The 18,380-nt window shown below is 61.8% G+C and carries 14 protein-coding genes; 12 read left to right on the forward strand and 2 right to left on the reverse strand.

Annotated features, from left to right (window positions below; genetic code table 11):
- Positions 1-44 precede the first annotated feature (44 nt).
- On the reverse strand, positions 45-317 hold the full coding sequence (locus FIV38_RS17140) for a DUF1652 domain-containing protein (protein ID WP_029299989.1): 273 nt from the start codon (positions 315-317) through the stop codon (positions 45-47).
- A 257-nt stretch (positions 318-574) separates the two neighbouring features.
- On the opposite strand from FIV38_RS17140, the gene FIV38_RS17145 reads away from it, so the two are divergent.
- The 4 genes from FIV38_RS17145 to FIV38_RS17160 are packed head-to-tail and all read left to right on the forward strand — an operon-like array spanning position 575 to position 4,364.
- On the forward strand, positions 575-1,399 hold the full coding sequence (locus FIV38_RS17145) for a helix-turn-helix domain-containing protein (RefSeq protein WP_029299987.1): 825 nt from the start codon (positions 575-577) through the stop codon (positions 1,397-1,399).
- A 49-nt stretch (positions 1,400-1,448) separates the two neighbouring features.
- Positions 1,449-2,855, forward strand: coding sequence for an NAD(P)/FAD-dependent oxidoreductase (locus FIV38_RS17150; RefSeq protein WP_092236626.1), 1,407 nt, complete (start codon positions 1,449-1,451; stop codon positions 2,853-2,855).
- Positions 2,856-2,882: 27 nt separating this feature from the next.
- Positions 2,883-3,224: a cupin domain-containing protein gene (locus tag FIV38_RS17155; RefSeq protein WP_029299984.1), complete on the forward strand. Its 342-nt coding sequence runs from the start codon at positions 2,883-2,885 to the stop codon at positions 3,222-3,224.
- Between the two features lie 60 nt (positions 3,225-3,284).
- Positions 3,285-4,364 carry a polyamine ABC transporter substrate-binding protein gene (locus tag FIV38_RS17160; RefSeq protein WP_092236628.1) on the forward strand — a complete coding sequence of 360 codons (1,080 nt, stop codon included), beginning with the start codon at positions 3,285-3,287 and terminating at the stop codon, positions 4,362-4,364.
- A gap of 183 nt (positions 4,365-4,547) precedes the next feature.
- Here FIV38_RS17160 and FIV38_RS17165 read toward each other — a convergent pair whose 3' ends face one another.
- Positions 4,548-5,342 (reverse strand): helix-turn-helix transcriptional regulator, encoded by a 795-nt coding sequence (locus tag FIV38_RS17165; RefSeq protein WP_092236630.1) that lies wholly within the window; start codon positions 5,340-5,342, stop codon positions 4,548-4,550.
- Between the two features lie 297 nt (positions 5,343-5,639).
- On the opposite strand from FIV38_RS17165, the gene FIV38_RS17170 reads away from it, so the two are divergent.
- From FIV38_RS17170 to eprS, 8 genes are all read left to right on the forward strand, one after another.
- Positions 5,640-7,004, forward strand: a complete 1,365-nt coding sequence (locus tag FIV38_RS17170; RefSeq protein WP_029299978.1) for an APC family permease — start codon at positions 5,640-5,642, stop codon at positions 7,002-7,004.
- 9 nt (positions 7,005-7,013) lie between these two features.
- Complete coding sequence (locus FIV38_RS17175) at positions 7,014-8,108, forward strand: DmpA family aminopeptidase (RefSeq protein ID WP_092236632.1); 1,095 nt, start codon at positions 7,014-7,016, stop codon at positions 8,106-8,108.
- A 533-nt stretch (positions 8,109-8,641) separates the two neighbouring features.
- Complete coding sequence (locus tag FIV38_RS17180; protein WP_092236635.1) at positions 8,642-10,090, forward strand: serralysin family metalloprotease; 1,449 nt, start codon at positions 8,642-8,644, stop codon at positions 10,088-10,090.
- 234 nt (positions 10,091-10,324) lie between these two features.
- Positions 10,325-10,693, forward strand: coding sequence for an AprI/Inh family metalloprotease inhibitor (locus tag FIV38_RS17185; RefSeq protein WP_029299970.1), 369 nt, complete (start codon positions 10,325-10,327; stop codon positions 10,691-10,693).
- A gap of 176 nt (positions 10,694-10,869) precedes the next feature.
- A complete protein-coding gene (locus FIV38_RS17190; protein WP_092236637.1) occupies positions 10,870-12,621 on the forward strand; it encodes a type I secretion system permease/ATPase in 1,752 nt (583 codons plus the stop codon).
- Positions 12,618-13,940: an HlyD family type I secretion periplasmic adaptor subunit gene (locus FIV38_RS17195; protein ID WP_070994874.1), complete on the forward strand. Its 1,323-nt coding sequence runs from the start codon at positions 12,618-12,620 to the stop codon at positions 13,938-13,940. The genes FIV38_RS17190 and FIV38_RS17195 overlap by 4 nt, the downstream gene beginning before the upstream one ends.
- Before the next feature lie 2 nt (positions 13,941-13,942).
- The gene (locus FIV38_RS17200) at positions 13,943-15,280 is read left to right on the forward strand and encodes a TolC family outer membrane protein (RefSeq protein WP_092236640.1); all 1,338 of its coding nucleotides are present in this window, start codon (positions 13,943-13,945) and stop codon (positions 15,278-15,280) included.
- Positions 15,281-15,373: 93 nt separating this feature from the next.
- Complete coding sequence (gene eprS, locus FIV38_RS17205) at positions 15,374-18,298, forward strand: autotransporter serine peptidase EprS (RefSeq protein ID WP_092236650.1); 2,925 nt, start codon at positions 15,374-15,376, stop codon at positions 18,296-18,298.
- Positions 18,299-18,380: the final 82 nt, after the last annotated feature.

Consider the following 18,380-nt stretch of genomic DNA (forward strand, 5'->3'; position numbering starts at 1 on the left):
CCCGCTCGCCACAACAAGCCCGTTCACCACAATAAGCCCTGCAACTACGCCTGCCGCAACTGCGGGCGTATAAACGATTCCAGCTCTGCCTCAATCGCTTCGATAATGCGTTCCACATCCGTGGCGTTCATCACTGTGGCACAGGGAATGCCAGCAATGGCGATCAGGGTTTCGCCACTCTCTCGGTCAAACAATCGCGCAATCATGCTGCCGGGCGCGTCCATGCTGCCTTCAAAGCCTACCGGGTGAAAATGCCAGCGCATCAACTGGCAGGCATTGGGGAATGTCACTTTGTTCATGTGGCCAACCTTGTTCATTGAGCGCTTCCTTTAGCTCGCGGCAAGGGCGTCAGGTCCATCAATGGTCCTGACCGTGAAGCTTAAAAAATAGCACTCACTCGCAATAGGTATCGGGTTTTTTTCGGTCCGTTCGGCAGTTGCTTGCAAGAAGTTTGACGTGGGTCATGTCTTACAACTGCTTAGGCAAAAGGCCATTATTTGAAACTGTCACTTTGCCATTGAAGCACTCGGTAAAGTTGTGCAAGCTCCAGGCTTTAGCCGCTTGCGAGTGTTGTATGCCACAGACCGTCCCGGCCGATAGCCCGCAACAGACGCAAGCGACTGCCGACGTAGTGTTGCGCCATCACCTGTGCTGGAAGCACCGCGATCTGGACGGGGTCATGGCGCACTATCACCCAGATATCCAGTACCACGACTTCTTCCAGAACCGCGTGGTGTGCTTCGACCAACTGCGTGAGTACCTGCAAGCCAGCATGCCCCGCGACCCCGATGAGGCTATCGAGCACACTGATCGTATCCGCACCGATGGCGATACTGCATTTATCCAGTATCGCGTGACCTTGCGTGGCGGCCAGGGCCTGGTGTCGTTTCGTACCAGTGAGGCGATCACCGTGCGCGACGGGCTGATCTGGCGTGTCAACGAATACGCATCCCTGGTACACGAACCCGCCACCAGCCGCTCCCAGTCCCAGGCCACGCGACCGACCGTCAGCCGCCTGGGCTTGTCGCCCCAGCAACTGAGCTACCTGGCCAACGATTTGCAGCAGTACTTCCAGCGTCAGCAACCTTATCTCGACCCTGAACTAGACCTGCAACGGGTAGCCAAGGAGTGTGGCTACAGTCGCAACCAGATTTCCTACCTGCTCAACCAGGTTCTGGGGCAGAGCTTCTACCGCTACGTCAACCAGGCCCGTCTGCAGCATTTGCTGGCGGCACTGGATGGCGCCACGCCGCCGATCCGCATTGATGAGCTGGCATTTGCCGCCGGATTCAACTCGTTATCGGCGTTCTATAGCTGTTTCCGCCAACACACCGGCTTGTCGCCCAAGGCCTACGTGAAACAAATTTCTCTGCGTGCACGCGCGCAAGACGACGACTGAAGCCAGGCACTAGGATCACGCCATCGACGTTTGGTGGTGGAGTTTGGGCATGCCGGCATGGCGCAAGATCAGTTTGTGGATGGACCAGCTGCAAGAGCCGCTGGAGGCGCGCGCGTCCCTGGAGCATGACCTGGATGTCGATGTGGCCATTATTGGCGCCGGCTACACCGGGTTGTGGACCGCCTATTACCTCAAGCGCCACGCACCGCAGCTCAAGGTGGTGATCATCGAAGCCCAGACTGCCGGTTTCGGCGCTTCCGGGCGCAATGGTGGTTGGTTGATGGGCAACCTGCTGGGCGAAGACCGCTTGCTCGCCGGTTTACCTGCCGAGCAACGCCGGGCCTCGTTTGACCTGCTGCATGGCATCCCCGATGAAGTCGGGCAGGTGCTGCAGCGCGAAGGCATCGACTGCGACTACCGCAAGGGCGGGGCGTTGCACTGTGCCGCCCGCTACCCCGAGCAAGAAGCCAGCCTGCGCGAATACCTGGCCAAGCTCCACGACCAAGGCCTGAGCGACGCTGACTACCGCTGGCTCAGCCCCGAGCAACTGGCCGGGCAGATCCGTATCGCCTCGGCTTATGGCGCGGTCTATACCCCCCACGTTGCGACGATCCATCCGGCCAAGCTGGTGCGCGGGTTGGCGCGGGTGGTCGAGGCCATGGGCGTGGCGATCTACGAGAACAGTCCGGTCACCCACTGGCAGGCCGCCAGCCTGCGCACCGCAAAGGCCCACGTCCGGGCCTCATGGGTGGTGCCAGCGGTGGAGGGCTATGCCCCGACGCTCAAGCCCCTGGGCCGCTATCAACTGCCGGTGCAAAGCCTGATCGTGGCGACCGAACCCTTGCCTGCCAGTACCTGGGAGGAAATCGGCCTGGATCAGGGCCAGGCTTTTGGTGAAAGCAGCCGCCAGGTCACCTATGGCCAGCGCACCGCGGATAACCGCTTGGTATTCGGGGCCCGCGGTGGTTATCAGTTTGCCGGCAAGTTGCGTCACAACTTCGACCTCACCGAAAGCGAGGTGGAGTTGCGCCGCTACCTGTTCTGCGAGCTGTTCCCGCAACTGCAGCATGTGCGCGTCACCCACTCCTGGGGGGGCAACCTCGGTATGTCGCGGCGCTTTCGGCCGCACATGCTGTGCGACCAACAGAGCGGCATCGCCTTGTCGGGCGGGTACGGCGGGGAGGGCGTCGGCGCCAGCAACCTGGGCGGGCGAACCCTGGCTGACCTGATCCTGGGGCGCGACACACCGCTGGTCCAGCAACCGTGGGTGCTGCGCGATGGCGGCCTGAACGCCCTCAAGGGCTGGGAGCCGGAGCCGTGCCGGTGGCTGGGCTACAACGCGATCATCCGCAGCTTTGTCCACGAGGACCAGACCCTGGCGGATCCGAACACCGCGCCCTGGCGGCGCAAGCTGGCCAGCGGCATGGCCGGCTTCATGGAAGGTTTCATGCACTAAGTCGCTTCAATCACCACAGGTATGACCATGAGCATTACCCAGTTCAAAGACACACTTAACCGCCACCTGCCGGACTCAAGCCCGGTCGCTGTGCCCCTCGGCACCCCGATTGCCGTGGCGTCCACCCTCAGCGTGGAGCGCAGCGATGGTGTCGAAACCGGCATCTGGGAATGCACCCCAGGCCGCTGGCGGCGCCAGATCGTGGCCCAGGAGTTCTGCCACTTTATCCAGGGCCGCTGCACCTTCACCCCCGATGACGGTGAAACCCTGCAGATCGAAGCCGGTGATGCACTGATGTTGCCGGCCAACAGCACGGGGATCTGGGATATCCAGGAGACCGTGCGCAAGACCTATGTGTTGATCCTCTAATCTTTTGATCCTTGATCGCCTGCCATAAAAACAGCCCTATAACCGCCAGGAAATCGAACCATGAGACCCATTGCCCTGTTGCCCTTGATGTTGGTGGCGTCCCTGACCCAGGCCGCCGAAACGGTGAAGATCTACAACTGGTCGAGCTACATCGCGCCGGATACCACCAAGAACTTCCAGAAGGAAACCGGGATCGGTTTCAGCTACGACGTGTACGACAGCAACGAGACCCTGGATGGCAAGTTGATGACCGGCAATTCGGGTTACGACGTGGTTTTCCCGTCCAACCACTTCATGGCCCGGCAGATCCAGGGTGGGGCCCTGAAAAAGCTCGACAAGGGCCAGTTGCCGAACTGGAAGAACCTCAACCCGGTGCTGCTCAAGGCCCTGCAAACCAACGATCCGGGCAATGAACACGGCTTCCCGTACCTGTGGGGCAGCACTGGCATCGGCTACAACATCGACAAGGTCAAGGCCGTACTGGGCGACGATGCGCCGGTCGATTCCTGGGACTTGATCTTCAAGCCCGAGTACATGGAAAAACTCAGCAAATGCGGGGTGGCGATCCTCGATAACGGTCCGGAACTGCTGCCGATCGCCCTGAACTACCTGGGCCTGCCGCACCACAGCAAGAACCCTGAGGACTACAAAAAAGCCGAGGCGCTGCTGATCAAGGTGCGGCCCTACATCGCCTACTTCCACTCCTCCAAATACACCGGCGACCTGGCCAACGGCGATATCTGCGTGGCGGTAGGCTTCTCGGGTGACGTGCTGCAGGCCGAAAGCCGGGCCAAGGAAGCCAAGAATGGCGTGAAGATCGGCTACAACATCCCCAAGGAAGGCGCCGCGATCTGGTTCGACATGGTCGCCATGCCCGCCGACGCCCCGGATGAAAAAGCCGGCTATGCCTTCATGAACTACCTGCTGCGCCCGGACGTGATGGCCGGTATCACCAACTTCGTGCACTACGCCAACGGCAACAGCGCTGCCGACAGCCTGGTAGACCCGGTGATCAAGAGCGACACCAAGGTGTACCCGAGCGAAGAGATGATGGGCAAGCTGTTCGCCCTCGAAGCCATGCCCATGAAGATCGACCGCATTCGCACACGGATCTGGAACACCATCCGCACCGGGCGCTAACGTCTGCAGACGGGCTAGTTGTGGCGAGGGGGCTTGTCCCCCGCTGGGCTGCGCAGCAGCCCTAATAAGGTCCACTCAATTGCATCAGGTAAATCGAGGTGGCTGGTTTTGGGGCTGCTGCGCAGCCCAGCGGGGGACAAGCCCCCTCGCCACGAAAGCCCACGACAGGCCGTTCGCCGGGGCCTAGGGGTTATCCAGGTCGTGCCCCAGCGATTGGATAAACAGCGAAAACAACTCCGGCTGCGACGAGATATCCAGCTTGGCGTAAAGGTGGCGTCGATGCACCTTGACCGTGTCCGGCGAGATGCTCAGGCGTTCGGCCATGGCCTTGGACGAGAACCCGCGCAGGACCAGGCGGGCGATTTCCAGTTCGCGCTCGGACAGCACCCCACTGCCGAAATGGCTCAACGCATCGCGTATCTGGCTGGCCATTGCCTCGCCGGCCGGCGCGCGCCGGGTACTCTGCTGCCAATGCTGTTGCATCAACGGCAGCACCCACGCCGCCAGCAGCGACAGCAGCCCGGTTTCCGTCGCGGTAAATACCCGCTGCATCCCCAATGACAACGACAAGGTGCCCGCCCCAGGCAGTTGCAGGATGAATTGCACCTCATCCTCCAGCACGTTGTCGTGGAAGTAATTGAGGAAGTACTCGCTCTGGCGGAAATGGTCCGGCGCCACTTCTTCCAGGCGGTATACGCCACTGGCGTAGCCTTCGCGGCACGCCTGGAAGAACGGGTCGAGCAAGTACAAGCCATTGAGGTACACCAGCATCGACGCCGGTTTGCTGGTGGGCTGCGCGTCGTACTCTTCCAGCGCCTGGGGCGGGCCATCCACGGGGTAGAAGATCGCCAGGGCGTTATCAAAGGCAAGGTTCTGGTGCAGCAACAGCACCAATTGCTTCCAGAAGCGCTCGGTGCCAATTTGCGACACGGTACGGCCCAGGCCCGCATGCATGCTGATTTCCCTGAACAGGCTCATGTGATGGGTTCCGGTGGCTGAAAGATCGGCCAAGGGTTCGGTTTTTACCCAGCCCCGTCAAGGGGAGTACTCCAATAGGGGAATTGGCCGGTGCAGTGGCTACCCCTACATTCCCTGTAGGAGCGAGCTTGCTCGCGAAAAACGTCAACGCAAACGCGTGCTTGTGGGGTAACCGCCGCGCGCTCAGGTTTTTCGCGAGCAAGCTCGCTCCTACAATAAAAAAATGATCGCTCCTTCTTTTTCGTTTCTGCCTCAAACCAGCTTTCCAATAAAAAGAATAAACAAGAGGATAACGATATGAGCACCACCCCCACGCCTGATGGCGTGCTTAAACCAACCTTGAGTGTGTTCGATGTAGTGGCCATTACCGTTTCAGCGGTGACCCCGGCCAGTTCCGTGTTTGTCATTGCGCCGTTTGCCATCCAGCAAGCCGGCAGTGGGGTGTTCCTGGCGTTTGTGATGGCCGGGCTACTGGCGCTGATGTTCGCCTTTTGCTACGCCGAACTGGGGCGTGCCCATAACAGCGCGGGTGGCGAGTATGTTTACGCCAAGCGGGTGTTCGGCGGGATGGCGGGCTATGCCACCTTCCTCACCGTACTGGTGATGCTGCTGTTTATCCCGCCGGTACTGGCAACCGGCGCGGCGACCTACCTCAACAACGCCCTGGGCACGCAATTCGACTCACAAACCGTGGCCCTGGTGATCGTGGTCTGCAGTTACGCCCTGGGCATCCTCAATATCAAGCTCAATGCGTGGATCACCGGTACCTGCCTGTTGCTGGAAGTGGCGGCGTTGCTGGTGATCGTGTTTATCGGCTTTGGCAACCCGGTGCAGCCGGCCAGTGTGCTGTTCCAGCCGCAGATCGTCGAAAACGGCGTATTGCACCTGGCGCCCTGGGCCCTGGTGATCGGCGCCGTGGGCATCGGCCTGTTCTCGTTCAACGGCTACGGCCCGGCGGTGTTGTTGGCCGAAGACATGAAATGCGGCGGCAAGGGCGTGCACAAGGCGGTGCTGTGGTCCCTGGGCCTGGTGGTGGTGATCGAGCTGGTGCCAATCACCGCACTGTTGATCGGCGCCCCATCCCTGCGCGAGATGATCAGCAGCCCGGACCCCATCGGTTACCTGCTGACCAGTCATGGCAACGAAACCCTGTCACGCCTGGTCAGTGCCGGGATCTTCCTCTCCGTGTTCAACGCCATCGTCGCCATCGTGATCCAGATCGGCCGGGTCGTGTTCAGCAGTGGCCGCGATGCGCTGTGGACGCCAACCATCAACAAACTCTTCACCCGTATCCACCCGCGTTGGGATTCGCCATGGTTGGCCACGCTGTTCCTGGCGATCCCTTCGGCACTGCTCAGCTTCAGCTCCAACCTGGCGGACCTGACGTCCTTCAGCGTGTTGTTGATCATGCTGGTGTACCTGATCGTCGCCCTCAGCGCGCTGATGAGCCGGGTGCTGCTGCGTGACCGCGAGCACCCGTACCGCATGCCCCTGTGGCCGGTGCCGGCCTTGCTGGCTGTGGCGGGCGCGGGCTATCTGTTGTTTACCTTGTTTATCGCCGCGTCCATGCGCGACATCATGATTATCATCGGCCTGCTGGCCTTGTCGGTGATCCTGTATTGCATCAGCGGCCGGTCGAGTCCGGCGTTCCAGAAACTGTAAGGAGTGGTTATGCGTGCACGTCAATTGGGCATTACGTTGGGGTTGGGCACACCCGGCGAATTGAATGCGATTACCGATGTCCCCGGGGTTCGGGTCGGCCACAGCACGCTCAAGGAGCAGATCGATGGCAAGCAGGTTCGCACCGGGGTCACGCTGATCCAGCCGCGGGCCGGTACTGCGCGGCTGCAGCCGTGTTTTGCCGGGTATCACGTGCTCAACGGCAATGGCGACGCCACTGGCCTGGAATGGATCAGCGAGGCCGGGCTGCTGACCACGCCCCTGGCAATCACCAACACCCACAGTATTGGCATTGTGCGTGACACCCTGATTGCCCTGGAGCGCGACAGCCTGGCTGACCCGGCGGTGTACTGGTGCATGCCGGTGGTGATGGAGACCTATGACGGCCTGCTCAACGATATCTGGGGCCAGCACATCGGGCCGGAGCATGTGCTCCAGGCCATGGCCAATGCCGAATCCGGCCCAGTGCAGGAAGGCGCCGTGGGCGGCGGCACCGGGATGATCTGCCATGAGTTCAAGGGCGGCATTGGCAGCGCTTCGCGCAAGTTGCCGGCGGAGCAGGGCGGCTGGACCGTTGGCGTGCTGGTGCAGGCCAACCACGGCAAGCGCCAGGAACTGCGGGTAGATGGGTATCCGGTGGGGCGCCATTTGATGGAAATTGCCTCGCCGTTTGCCGACCGTGGCACCCCGGGCATGGGCTCCATCGTGGTGATCATCGCCACCGATGCGCCATTGCTGCCGCACCAATGCCAGCGCCTGGCGCAACGCGCCTCCATCGGTATTGCCCGCACCGGCGGCGGCACCGAGGATTCCAGTGGCGATCTGTTCCTGGCGTTTGCCACCGGCAACCATGACCTGCCGCCTGCGGATTACGGGCGCAAGGACTTGCCCCTCAGTACGGCATTGAACATGGTCAACAATGATCATATTTCGCCATTGTTCAGTGCCGCGGCCGAGGCGGTGGAAGAGGCGATCATTAATGCGATCCTCGCCGGGGAGGACATGACCACCGCCGATGGCGTATTGGTGCCGGGGTTGGATGGGCAGACGCTGCTGGAGGCAATGCGCCAGACGGGATGGCGCTAAAGGGTTGAGGGGGCGCCTGCGTCTGTGGCGAGCGGGCTTGTTGTGGCGAGCGGGCTTGCCCCGCGCTGGGTTGCGCAGCAGCCCCAATAGGACTTCCACGGACGTTCAGGTAAACCGCAGTGCCTGCTTATAGGGCTGCTACGCACCCCAGCGCGGGGCAAGCCCGCTCGCCACAGGATGTATTGTTTTTAATGACACGGTGACACTTTTAAAATGCAACCCAATCAAATAATTGGATCCATTCAATATTAAAACGTGACCTGTCTGGCATTTAATTATTTAGCACTATTTAATATTTAAATAACCAACTTCCCGCCAGGCAGCCCAAAACAAATAATATAAACACTTCCTCCCCAATGTTTGCAGGCGTTATTCCTTTCGAGCACTTTCCCAGCAAAAAAAATACTGGACGTGTGATTTAAGTTTGTGTCAGTTTTCTTTCGCCTTCATAAGAGGCGAGTGATAGGACGATCTCGCCAGAGAGCGTCATATCGGACAAAAACTGTTCCACTTGCAAACAAGGAAGTACGTTTATGTCGAAAGTAAAAGACAAAGCTATTGTCTCGGCAGCTCAAGCAAGTAGTGTCTATTCACAAATCGATAGCTTTAGCCATTTGTACGACCGCGGCGGCAACCTCACGGTCAATGGCAAACCTTCGTTCTCTGTCGACCAGGCAGCCGACCATCTGCTGCGCGAAAACGCGGCATACCGGGACGTTGACGGCAACGGCAGGATCGATCTGACCTACACCTTCCTGACGTCGGCCTCTTCGGCGACCATGAACAAGCATGGCATCTCCGGGTTCAGCCAGTTCAGCAACCTGCAAAAAGGCCAGGCCGTACTGGCCATGCAATCCTGGGCCGATGTGGCCAATGTCACCTTCACCGAGAGAGCCTCGGGCGGTGACTTCCACATGACCTTCGGCAACTACAGCGCCGGCCAGGATGGTGCCGCTGCTTTTGCCTACTTGCCCGGCACCAATGAGAAGTACCACACGAGCGGCACGGATGGCACCTCGTGGTACCTGATCAACAACAGCTACACCGCCAACATCAACCCGGGCCTGAACAACTACGGGCGCCAGACCCTGACCCACGAGATCGGCCATACCCTGGGCCTGGATCACCCTGGCGACTACAACGCCGGGACCGGCAACCCGTCTTACCGAGACGCGGACTACGGCCAGGACACCCGTGGCTACAGCGTGATGAGCTACTGGGGTGAAAACAACACCAACCAGAACTTCACCAAAGGCGGGGTAGAGGCTTATGCGTCCGGCCCGCTGATCGACGATATCGCGGCGATCCAGAAGCTCTACGGTGCCAACTACAACACCCGTGCCGGTGACACCACCTACGGGTTCAATTCCAACACCGGGCGTGATCACCTCAGCGCCACTTCCAATGCCGACAAGCTGGTGTTCTCGGTATGGGACGGTGGTGGCAACGACACCCTGGACTTCTCCGGCTTTACCCAGAACCAGAAAATCAACCTCAACGAGACGTCGTTCTCCGACGTGGGCGGCCTGGTGGGTAACGTGTCGATTGCCCAGGGCGTGACCGTGGAAAACGCCTTTGGCGGTTCGGGCAACGACCTGCTGATCGGCAACGCAGTGGCCAACACTCTCAAGGGGGGTGCCGGTAACGACCTGATCTACGGCGGTGGCGGGGCCGACAAGCTATGGGGCGGCGCGGGCTCGGACACCTTTGTGTTTGGTGCCAGCTCTGATTCCCGGCCAGGTGCGGCGGACCAGATCCTTGACTTCACCTCGGGTTCGGACAAGATCGACCTGACCGGCATCACCAAAGGCAGCGGCCTGCATTTCGTCAACGCCTTTACCGGCGCTGCCGGCGATGCCGTGCTGACGTACGCCTCGGGTACCAACCTGGGCACGTTGGCGGTGGACTTCGCCGGGCACGGCGTGGCGGACTTCCTCGTCACCACCGTGGGCCAGGCGGCCTACAGCGACATCGTGGCCTGATCAAGGCGTAGGACCTGTGGTGAGCGGGGCTTGCTTGTTGTGGTAGGGGTTTGCTTTGGTGATGGGGCTTGTTGTGGCGAGGGGGCTTGTCCCCCGCTGGACTGCGTAGCAGTCCCATTTTTCAGGGCCGCTTCGCGCCCCAGCGCGGGGCAAGCCCGCTCGCCACAACAAGCCCGCTCGCCACAGCAGCGCTCCCAACAACAAGTGCTGCTCACCACAAACCGGGTACTGTTGATGACTATTTTTCGTAACGCAATCGCCTGGTTGATCCCGGCGTTGCTCGTGTCGGTAGGAGCCAACGCAATGGCAAGGATTCCTGTTTTACCCAGCACCGCCCAACTGGCCGGGCACTGGCAACTGCGCCAGCAAGAGCAGGTGTGCAAGCTGGATCTGATCGCTCAACCCAACAGCCTGGCCGGTGACATTGATTGTGCGCAGCAGTGGCTGGGGCAAACACCCCTGACCTGGCTGCCCACCCCGGATGGTATCTGGCTGATGAATGCCGAGGGCACCGGAATAACCCATTTGAACCGGCAGAAAGAAGGCGAATATACCGCGCGTTCTGCTACTGGGTTGGAGCTGTTACTGCAACGTACACAATAATAAAGTCATGCGGTTATAGATTTATAACCGCCAGATATAGGGATATTTACTGGGCGTGACCTATCTCGACCTGTCACTTCCAACATATTAAACACCTTATAAATAGTTGCCAGCCCCCTTAGTGGGGCGCTCGGCAGACTATCGCACGTATTTCAGTCCAGGGAAGATCAGGCAACATGGCGAAGACCACTCCCACTGCACCACTGTTTAAAGCCCTCGGCGATTATAAAAGTATCCTGATCAGCGTCGGTTGTTTCACTGCGCTGATCAATTTGCTGATGCTGGTGCCGTCCATTTATATGCTGCAAGTTTATGACCGGGTCCTGTCATCGCAGAACGAAACCACCTTGGTGATGTTGACCCTGATGGTGGTGGGGTTCTTTGCCTTCATCGGCACCCTGGAAGTGGTGCGCAGCTTTATCGTGATCCGCATCGGCAGCCAATTGGAGCGCCGGTTCAACCTGCAGGTGTACAAGGCCGCCTTCGAGCGCAACCTGCAACGGGGTGAAGGCCACGCCGGGCAATCCTTGGGCGACTTGACCCATATCCGCCAGTTCCTCACCGGGCCGGCGTTGTTTGCGTTCTTCGATGCGCCGTGGTTCCCCATCTACTTGCTGGTGATCTTCCTGTTCAACGTGTGGCTTGGGGTGTTGGCCACGGCTGGGGCCGTGCTGTTGATCGCTCTGGCGTGCCTGAACGAATACCTGACCAAAAAACCGTTGCGCGAAGCCAGCGGCTACTCGCAACAGTCCACCCAATTGGCCACCAGCCACTTGCACAACGCCGAGACCATCCAGGCCATGGGCATGCTGGGGGCGCTGCGCGCTCGTTGGTTCCAGGTGCATTCGCGGTTTCTCGGCTTGCAGAACCAGGCCAGCGACACCGGTTCGGTGATCAGCTCCCTGAGCAAGTCCTTGCGCCTGCTCCTGCAATCGTTGGTGTTGGGGCTCGGTGCCTTGTTGGTGATCAAGGGCCAGATGACCGCCGGGATGATGATCGCCGGGACCATTCTGATGGGGCGGGTGCTCAGCCCGATCGACCAGTTGATCGCGGTGTGGAAGCAATGGAGCTCGGCCAAGCTGGCCTACCAGCGCCTCGATGAGCTGTTGCAGGAGTTCCCGCCGGGGGCACAGGCCATGGCGCTGCCGGCGCCCAAGGGCCAGGTGAGTTTCGAGCAGGTCAGCGCCGGCCCTCCGGGGCGGCGGGTAGCCACCTTGCATCAGGTCAGCTTCAACCTCGCGGCCGGTGAAGTGTTGGGGGTATTGGGGGCGTCCGGGTCCGGCAAATCGACCTTGGCGCGGGTGCTGGTGGGCGTGTGGCCGACCCTGGCCGGCACGGTGCGCCTGGACGGCGCCGATATCCATCGCTGGGACCGCGACGACCTTGGTCCGCACGTCGGTTACTTGCCCCAGGACATCGAGCTGTTCAGCGGCAGCATCGCCGACAACATTGCGCGTTTTCGCCAGGCAGACCCGGAGCGGGTGGTACAGGCCGCCCAACAAGCCGGGGTGCACGACCTGATCCTGCGCCTGCCCCAGGGCTACGACACGGTGTTGGGCGACGACGGCAGCGGTTTGTCCGGTGGGCAGAAACAACGGGTGGCCCTGGCTCGCGCGCTGTATGGCGGGCCGCGCTTGATCGTGCTCGACGAGCCCAATTCCAACCTCGACACCGTGGGCGAGGCGGCTTTGGCCAGCGCCATCATGCAGATAAAAGCCCAGGGCAGCAGCGTGATCCTGGTCACCCACCGCTCTTCGGCGCTGGCCCAGGCCGACAAGCTGCTGGTGCTCAACGAAGGCCGCCTGCAAGCATTCGGCCCCAGCCAGGAGGTGCTGCGGGCGCTGTCCGGGCAAGCCGAACAACCCCGTGAAAAGGCCGGCGTCAGCCTCAGCCGTCAATATCCTGCGGCAAGGAATCCTGGCCAATGAGCACCGATAACAGCCTGCCAAACGAACAGATCTTCCCCGAGCGCGATGCGCGCTTTTTCGCCCGCCTGGGTTGGGTAATGACGGTGGTCGGCGCCGGAGGGTTCTTCCTCTGGGCCAGCCTGGCGCCCCTGGACCAGGGCATTCCTGTACAGGGCACGGTGGTGGTGTCCGGCAAGCGCAAGGCCGTGCAAACCCTGAGCCCCGGCGTGGTCAGCCGGATTCTGGTGCGCGAAGGCGAGGTGGTCAAACAGGGCCAACCGCTGTTTCGCCTCGACCAGACCCAAAGCCAGGCCGACGTGCATTCCCTGCAAGCCCAATACCGCATGGCCTGGGCCAGCGTCGCCCGCTGGCAGAGCGAGCGCGACAACTTACCGGCGGTGGTCTTTCCCGCTGAACTGAGTAGCGCCGCCGATCCTGCGCTGGCCCTGGTACTTGAAGGCCAGCGTCAGCTGTTCAGCAGCCGGCGTGATGCGTTTGCCCGCGAGCAATCGGGGATCCGCGCCAGCATTGAAGGCGCCAGCGCCCAACTCAACGGCATGCGCCGCGCCCGCACTGACCTGAGCGCCCAGGCGCAATCGCTACGTGATCAACTGGCCAACCTGCAACCCTTGGCCGACAACGGCTATATCCCGCGTAATCGTCTATTGGAGTACCAGCGCCAACTGTCCCAGGTGCAGCAGGACCTGGCGCAGAACACCGGTGAAAGTGGGCGTATCGAGCAAGGCATCCTCGAATCGCGCCTCAAGTTGCAACAGCACAGTGAGGAATACCAGAAGGAAGTGCGCAGCCAACTGGCCGACGCGCAACTGCGCAGCCTGACCCTGGAGCAGCAGTTGACCTCCGCCGGCTTTGACCTGCAACACAGTGAAATCAACGCGCCGGCCGATGGCATTGCGGTGAACCTCGGGGTGCATACCGAGGGTGCGGTGGTGCGGGCCGGGGAAACCCTGCTGGAAATCGTGCCCCAGGACACGCGCCTGGAAGTGGAGGGGCGTTTGCCGGTGAACCTGGTGGACAAGGTCGGCAGCCATCTGCCGGTAGATATCCTGTTCACCGCCTTCAACCAGAGCCGCACGCCTCGGGTGCCGGGAGAAGTGAGCCTGATCTCCGCCGACCAGTTGCTCGACGAAAAAACCGGCGCGCCGTATTACGTGCTGCGCACCACCGTCAGCGATGCCTCCCTGGAAAAACTCCAGGGCCTGGTGATCAAGCCGGGCATGCCCGCCGAGATGTTTGTGCGTACCGGCGAGCGCTCGCTGCTCAACTACCTGTTCAAGCCGCTGCTCGACCGTGCCGGCTCGGCGTTGACCGAGGAATGAGCATGAAGCCCGTATTCATCGCCTTGCTCCTCGCCTGCAGCAGCGCCCAAGCGGCCATGGGCCCGTTCGATGTGTATGAACAGGCCCTGCGTAACGATCCGGTGTTCCTCGGCGCAATCAAGGAGCGTGACGCTGGCCTGGAAAACCGCACCATTGGCCGCGCCGGCCTGTTGCCGCGGCTGTCGTACAACTACAACAAGGGCCGCAACAACTCCCAGGCCAACCTGCCCGATGGCCGTGGCGGCCACTATCACGACGACCGCAACTACAACAGCTTCGGCTCGACCTTCACCCTGCAACAGCCGCTGTTCGACTACGAAGCCTATGCCAACTACCGCAAGGGCGTGGCCCAGGCGCTGTTTGCCGACGAGAGTTTCCGCGACAAGAGCCAGGCGCTGTTGGTGCGGGTGCTGACGTATTACACCCAGGCCCTGTTCGCCCAGGACCAGATCGATATCGCCCGGGCAAAAAAGAAAGCCTACGAGCAACAGTTCCAGCAGAACCAGCATCTGTTCCAGCAGGGCGAGGGCACGCGCACCGACATCCTGGAGGCCGAATCCCGTTATGAACTGGCGACCGCCGAGGAGATCCAGGCGCTCGACGAGCAGGACGCGTCGCTGCGCGAACTGGGGGCGTTGCTTGGCGTACAGAGCGTGAATATCGCCGACCTGGCCCCACTGAACCGCGACTTTGCCGCTTTCACCCTGGCCCCGGCCAACTACGACAGCTGGCACGAACTGGCAATCACCAACAACCCGACCCTGGCTTCCCAGCGCCAGGCCGTGGAAGTGGCGCGTTATGAGGTGGAGCGCAACCGCGCCGGGCACTTGCCGCGGATCACCGCGTACGCCAGCTCGCGCCAGCAGGAGTCCGACAGCGGCAACACCTACAACCAGCGCTACGACACCAACACCATCGGTATTGAAGTCAGCGTGCCGCTGTATGCCGGGGGCGGCGTCTCGGCATCCACCCGCCAGGCCGCCCGCTCCATGGAGCAGGCCGAGTACGAACTGGAGGGCAAGACCCGCGAAACCCTGATCGAGTTGCGTCGCCAGTTCAGCGCCTGCCTGTCGGGGGTGAGCAAACTGCGGGCCTATCAAAAGGCCTTGGTCTCCGCCGAGGCGCTGGTGGTGTCGACCAAGCAGAGCATCCTCGGTGGCGAGCGGGTCAACCTGGATGCCCTCAACGCCGAACAGCAGTTGTACAGCACCCGTCGCGACCTGGCCCAGGCCCGCTACGACTACCTGATGGCCTGGACGAAGTTGCACTACTACGCGGGCAATCTGCGTGACACCGACCTGGCCAAGGTCGACGAAGCCTTCGGCCCAGCCCAACGCTGACCCTGCGGGAGCCGGCTCCTACAGGGGATAACCCACACAATAAAAATGAGGAAGGTCACCGTGAATGCAAAACAACGAGGCTATCACTGCGTCATGCTGTGTGGGCTGGCCAGCCTGGGTACCGTCCAGGCCGCGCCCTACGTGGAAGTGGGCAAGCCGGGCGACGCCGCCAGTTGGCGCTCGGCGGAGTTCCAGCGCGACTGGGGCCTGGGGCGCATGCAGGCCGATCAGGCTTACGCCGCGGGAATCAGCGGGGCCGGGGTGAAGATCGGCGCCCTGGACTCGGGCTTCGATGCCAGCCACCCGGAAGCCTCCCCGGCGCGCTTCCACCCGGTGACCGCCAACGGCACCGATGTGGATGGCAGCCCGTTCTCCACTACCGGTGCGCTGAACCCCAACAACGACTCCCACGGCACCCATGTCACCGGCACCATGGCCGCTGCGCGTGACGGCACCGGCATGCACGGCGTGGCCTACAACGCGCAGCTCTATGTGGGCAATACCAACGCCAACGACAGCTTTCTGTTTGGCCCGACGCCTGACCCCAAATACTTCAAGGCGGTGTACAGCGCCATGGTCGATGCCGGGGTGCGCGCGATCAACAACAGCTGGGGCAGCCAGCCCAAGGATGTCAGCTACCAGACCTTGAATGACCTGCACGCAGCCTATGCCCAGCACTTCAACCAGGGCACCTGGCTGGACGCCGCCGCCGATGTGGCGCGGGCCGGGGTGATCAATGTGTTCAGCGCCGGTAACAGCGGCTATGCCAACGCCAGCGTGCGCTCGGCCTTGCCGTACTTTGAGCCGGCGCTGGAAGGCCACTGGCTGGCGGTCTCGGGCCTGGACCAGGCCAATAACCAGAAGTACAACCAGTGCGGCATCGCCAAGTATTGGTGCGTCTCTACCCCCGGCGCGAAGATCGACAGCACCATTCCCGGCGGCGGTTATGCGGTCAAGTCCGGCACCTCGATGTCGGCGCCCCATGCCACGGGGGCCTTGGCCCTGGTGATGGAACGCTACCCGTACCTGAACAACGAGCAAGCCTTGCAGGTGTTGCTGACAACGGCCACGCAACTGGACGGTTCACTGACCGATGCGCCGAGCGCCAAGATCGGCTGGGGCGTGCCGGACCTTGGCCGGGCGATGCATGGGCCGGGGCAGTTGCTGGGCGCCATGGACGTCAATCTGGCGGCCGGGCAGGGCGATGTATGGAGCAATGGCATCTCCGACAAGGCGCTGCTGCAGCGCCAGGCCGAAGACAGCGCCGAGCACCTGGCCTGGCAACAGACCTTGCAGGACAAAGGCTGGGAAAATGGCATCGGCGCCGGCGCCAGCCAGCAGGAACAGACTGACTACGCCGTGGGCATGGCCCGGGATGCGGCCGCGGCCCAGCGCATTTACCAAGGCAGCCTGATCAAGTCCGGCGCCGGTAGCCTGGTGCTCAGCGGCGACAGCACCTATCGCGGCCCGACCACGGTCAATGGTGGGGTGTTGAAGGTCGATGGTTCGCTGGCATCGCAGGTCACGGTCAACAATGGTGGGACCTTGGGCGGTTCCGGGCGCATTGGCGCGTTGCAGGCCAACAGCGGCAGTGTGGTTGCGCCGGGCAATTCCATCGGCACCTTGAATGTGAGCGGGGATGTGAGCTTCGACGCCGGCTCCACCTATGCAGTGGAGCTGTCGAACGCCAGCAGTGACCGCATCGTCGCCGGCGGCAAGGCCAGCCTCAACGGCGGCACCGTGACCCTGGCCCTGGAAAACAGCCCGACCTTGCTCAGCCAGCCCCAGGCGCAAAGCCTGATCGGCCGTCAGTACACCATCCTGCAGGCGGCGGGCGGGGTCACCGGCAGTTTTGGTGCGGTATTGCCCAACTACCTGTTCCTCGGTGGCGACCTCGACTACAACGGCAACGGCGTGCAACTGGCAATCGCGCGCAATGACGCAAGCTTTGCCAGCGTCGCCGCAACCCGTAACCAGCGCGCCGTGGCGGCTGCGGCCGAGCAACTGGGCGCTGGCAACCCCGTGTATGAAAGCGTGCTGAGCAGCGACTCCAGCAGGGTTGCCCGCCAGGCCTTCCAGCAATTGTCTGGCGAGATCTACCCGGCGGTGGGCGCCATGTTGATCAACGACAGCCGCCATGTACGCGATGCCGTCGGTGAGCGCTTGCGCCATGTGCCTGCCACGGGCGAAAGCAACCTGTGGATCAAGGCCCTCGGTGCCTGGGGCAAGGCCGACAGCCAAAGCGAATATGCCGGTTACACCCGCTCTATCGGCGGGATGTTGCTGGGCGTCGATGGCCAGTGGGACGAGCAGACCCGCGTGGGCGTGATGGCGGGCTATAGCGACAGTTCGCTGAACATGGGGGATGGCACGCATTCGTCGGCCGATATCGACAGCTACCACCTGGGCACCTACGCCGGGCGTGAACTGGGCAACTGGCGCGTGAGTCTGGGCGGTGCCTATAGCTGGCATCGCGGCGATGTGCAGCGCGACCTGCAATACGGTGACGTCAGCGCCAAGCAAAAAACCAAACTGGATGCGCGCAGCCTTCAGGTGTTCACCGAGGCGGCCTACCGCCTGGACCTGCAAGCCCTGGCCCTGGAACCGTTCGCCAACCTGGCCTACGTGCACCTGGACAGCGAACGATTGCATGAAAAAGGCGACGGCGCTGCCCTGCAACGCGGCAGTGATCGGCGTGACGCGACCCTCGGCACCCTGGGCCTGCGCGCGCTCAAAACCCTGCCTCTGAATGACCTGCAGCAAGTGGAACTCTCCGGATCCCTGGGCTGGCAGCACAGCCTTACGCCGGTTGAGTCCGAGGAACATCTGGCCTTTGTCGCTGGCGGCCCCTCGTTTGCCGTGCGCAGCACACCGTTGCAGCGCGACGCCGCGCTGGTGGGCTTGAAAGCCAGCCTGGCATTGAGTGACTCCACCCGGGTCAACCTTGATTACAGCGGCCAACTGGGCTCGAAGGAGAGCAACCAAGGGGTGGGCCTGAGCCTCGACTGGCAATTCTAAACTTGCGGCAGGAGCCGGTACGCCGGCTCTTGCTGGCGGGTGAATAAGAACAACAAACGCAACAAAACTAAGGAAGGTCACC

The sequence above is a fragment of the Pseudomonas proteolytica genome, from assembly GCF_007858275.1.
GTDB lineage: Bacteria > Pseudomonadota > Gammaproteobacteria > Pseudomonadales > Pseudomonadaceae > Aquipseudomonas > Aquipseudomonas proteolytica.

Coding starts and splice junctions, on each gene's coding strand:
- FIV38_RS17140 (WP_029299989.1), bottom strand. CDS start 317: ATGAACAAGGTTGGCCACATGAACAAAGTGACATTCCCCAATGCCTGC.
- FIV38_RS17145 (WP_029299987.1), top strand. CDS start 575: ATGCCACAGACCGTCCCGGCCGATAGCCCGCAACAGACGCAAGCGACT.
- FIV38_RS17150 (WP_092236626.1), top strand. CDS start 1,449: ATGCCGGCATGGCGCAAGATCAGTTTGTGGATGGACCAGCTGCAAGAG.
- FIV38_RS17155 (WP_029299984.1), top strand. CDS start 2,883: ATGAGCATTACCCAGTTCAAAGACACACTTAACCGCCACCTGCCGGAC.
- FIV38_RS17160 (WP_092236628.1), top strand. CDS start 3,285: ATGAGACCCATTGCCCTGTTGCCCTTGATGTTGGTGGCGTCCCTGACC.
- FIV38_RS17165 (WP_092236630.1), bottom strand. CDS start 5,342: ATGAGCCTGTTCAGGGAAATCAGCATGCATGCGGGCCTGGGCCGTACC.
- FIV38_RS17170 (WP_029299978.1), top strand. CDS start 5,640: ATGAGCACCACCCCCACGCCTGATGGCGTGCTTAAACCAACCTTGAGT.
- FIV38_RS17175 (WP_092236632.1), top strand. CDS start 7,014: ATGCGTGCACGTCAATTGGGCATTACGTTGGGGTTGGGCACACCCGGC.
- FIV38_RS17180 (WP_092236635.1), top strand. CDS start 8,642: ATGTCGAAAGTAAAAGACAAAGCTATTGTCTCGGCAGCTCAAGCAAGT.
- FIV38_RS17185 (WP_029299970.1), top strand. CDS start 10,325: ATGACTATTTTTCGTAACGCAATCGCCTGGTTGATCCCGGCGTTGCTC.
- FIV38_RS17190 (WP_092236637.1), top strand. CDS start 10,870: ATGGCGAAGACCACTCCCACTGCACCACTGTTTAAAGCCCTCGGCGAT.
- FIV38_RS17195 (WP_070994874.1), top strand. CDS start 12,618: ATGAGCACCGATAACAGCCTGCCAAACGAACAGATCTTCCCCGAGCGC.
- FIV38_RS17200 (WP_092236640.1), top strand. CDS start 13,943: ATGAAGCCCGTATTCATCGCCTTGCTCCTCGCCTGCAGCAGCGCCCAA.
- eprS (WP_092236650.1), top strand. CDS start 15,374: ATGCTGTGTGGGCTGGCCAGCCTGGGTACCGTCCAGGCCGCGCCCTAC.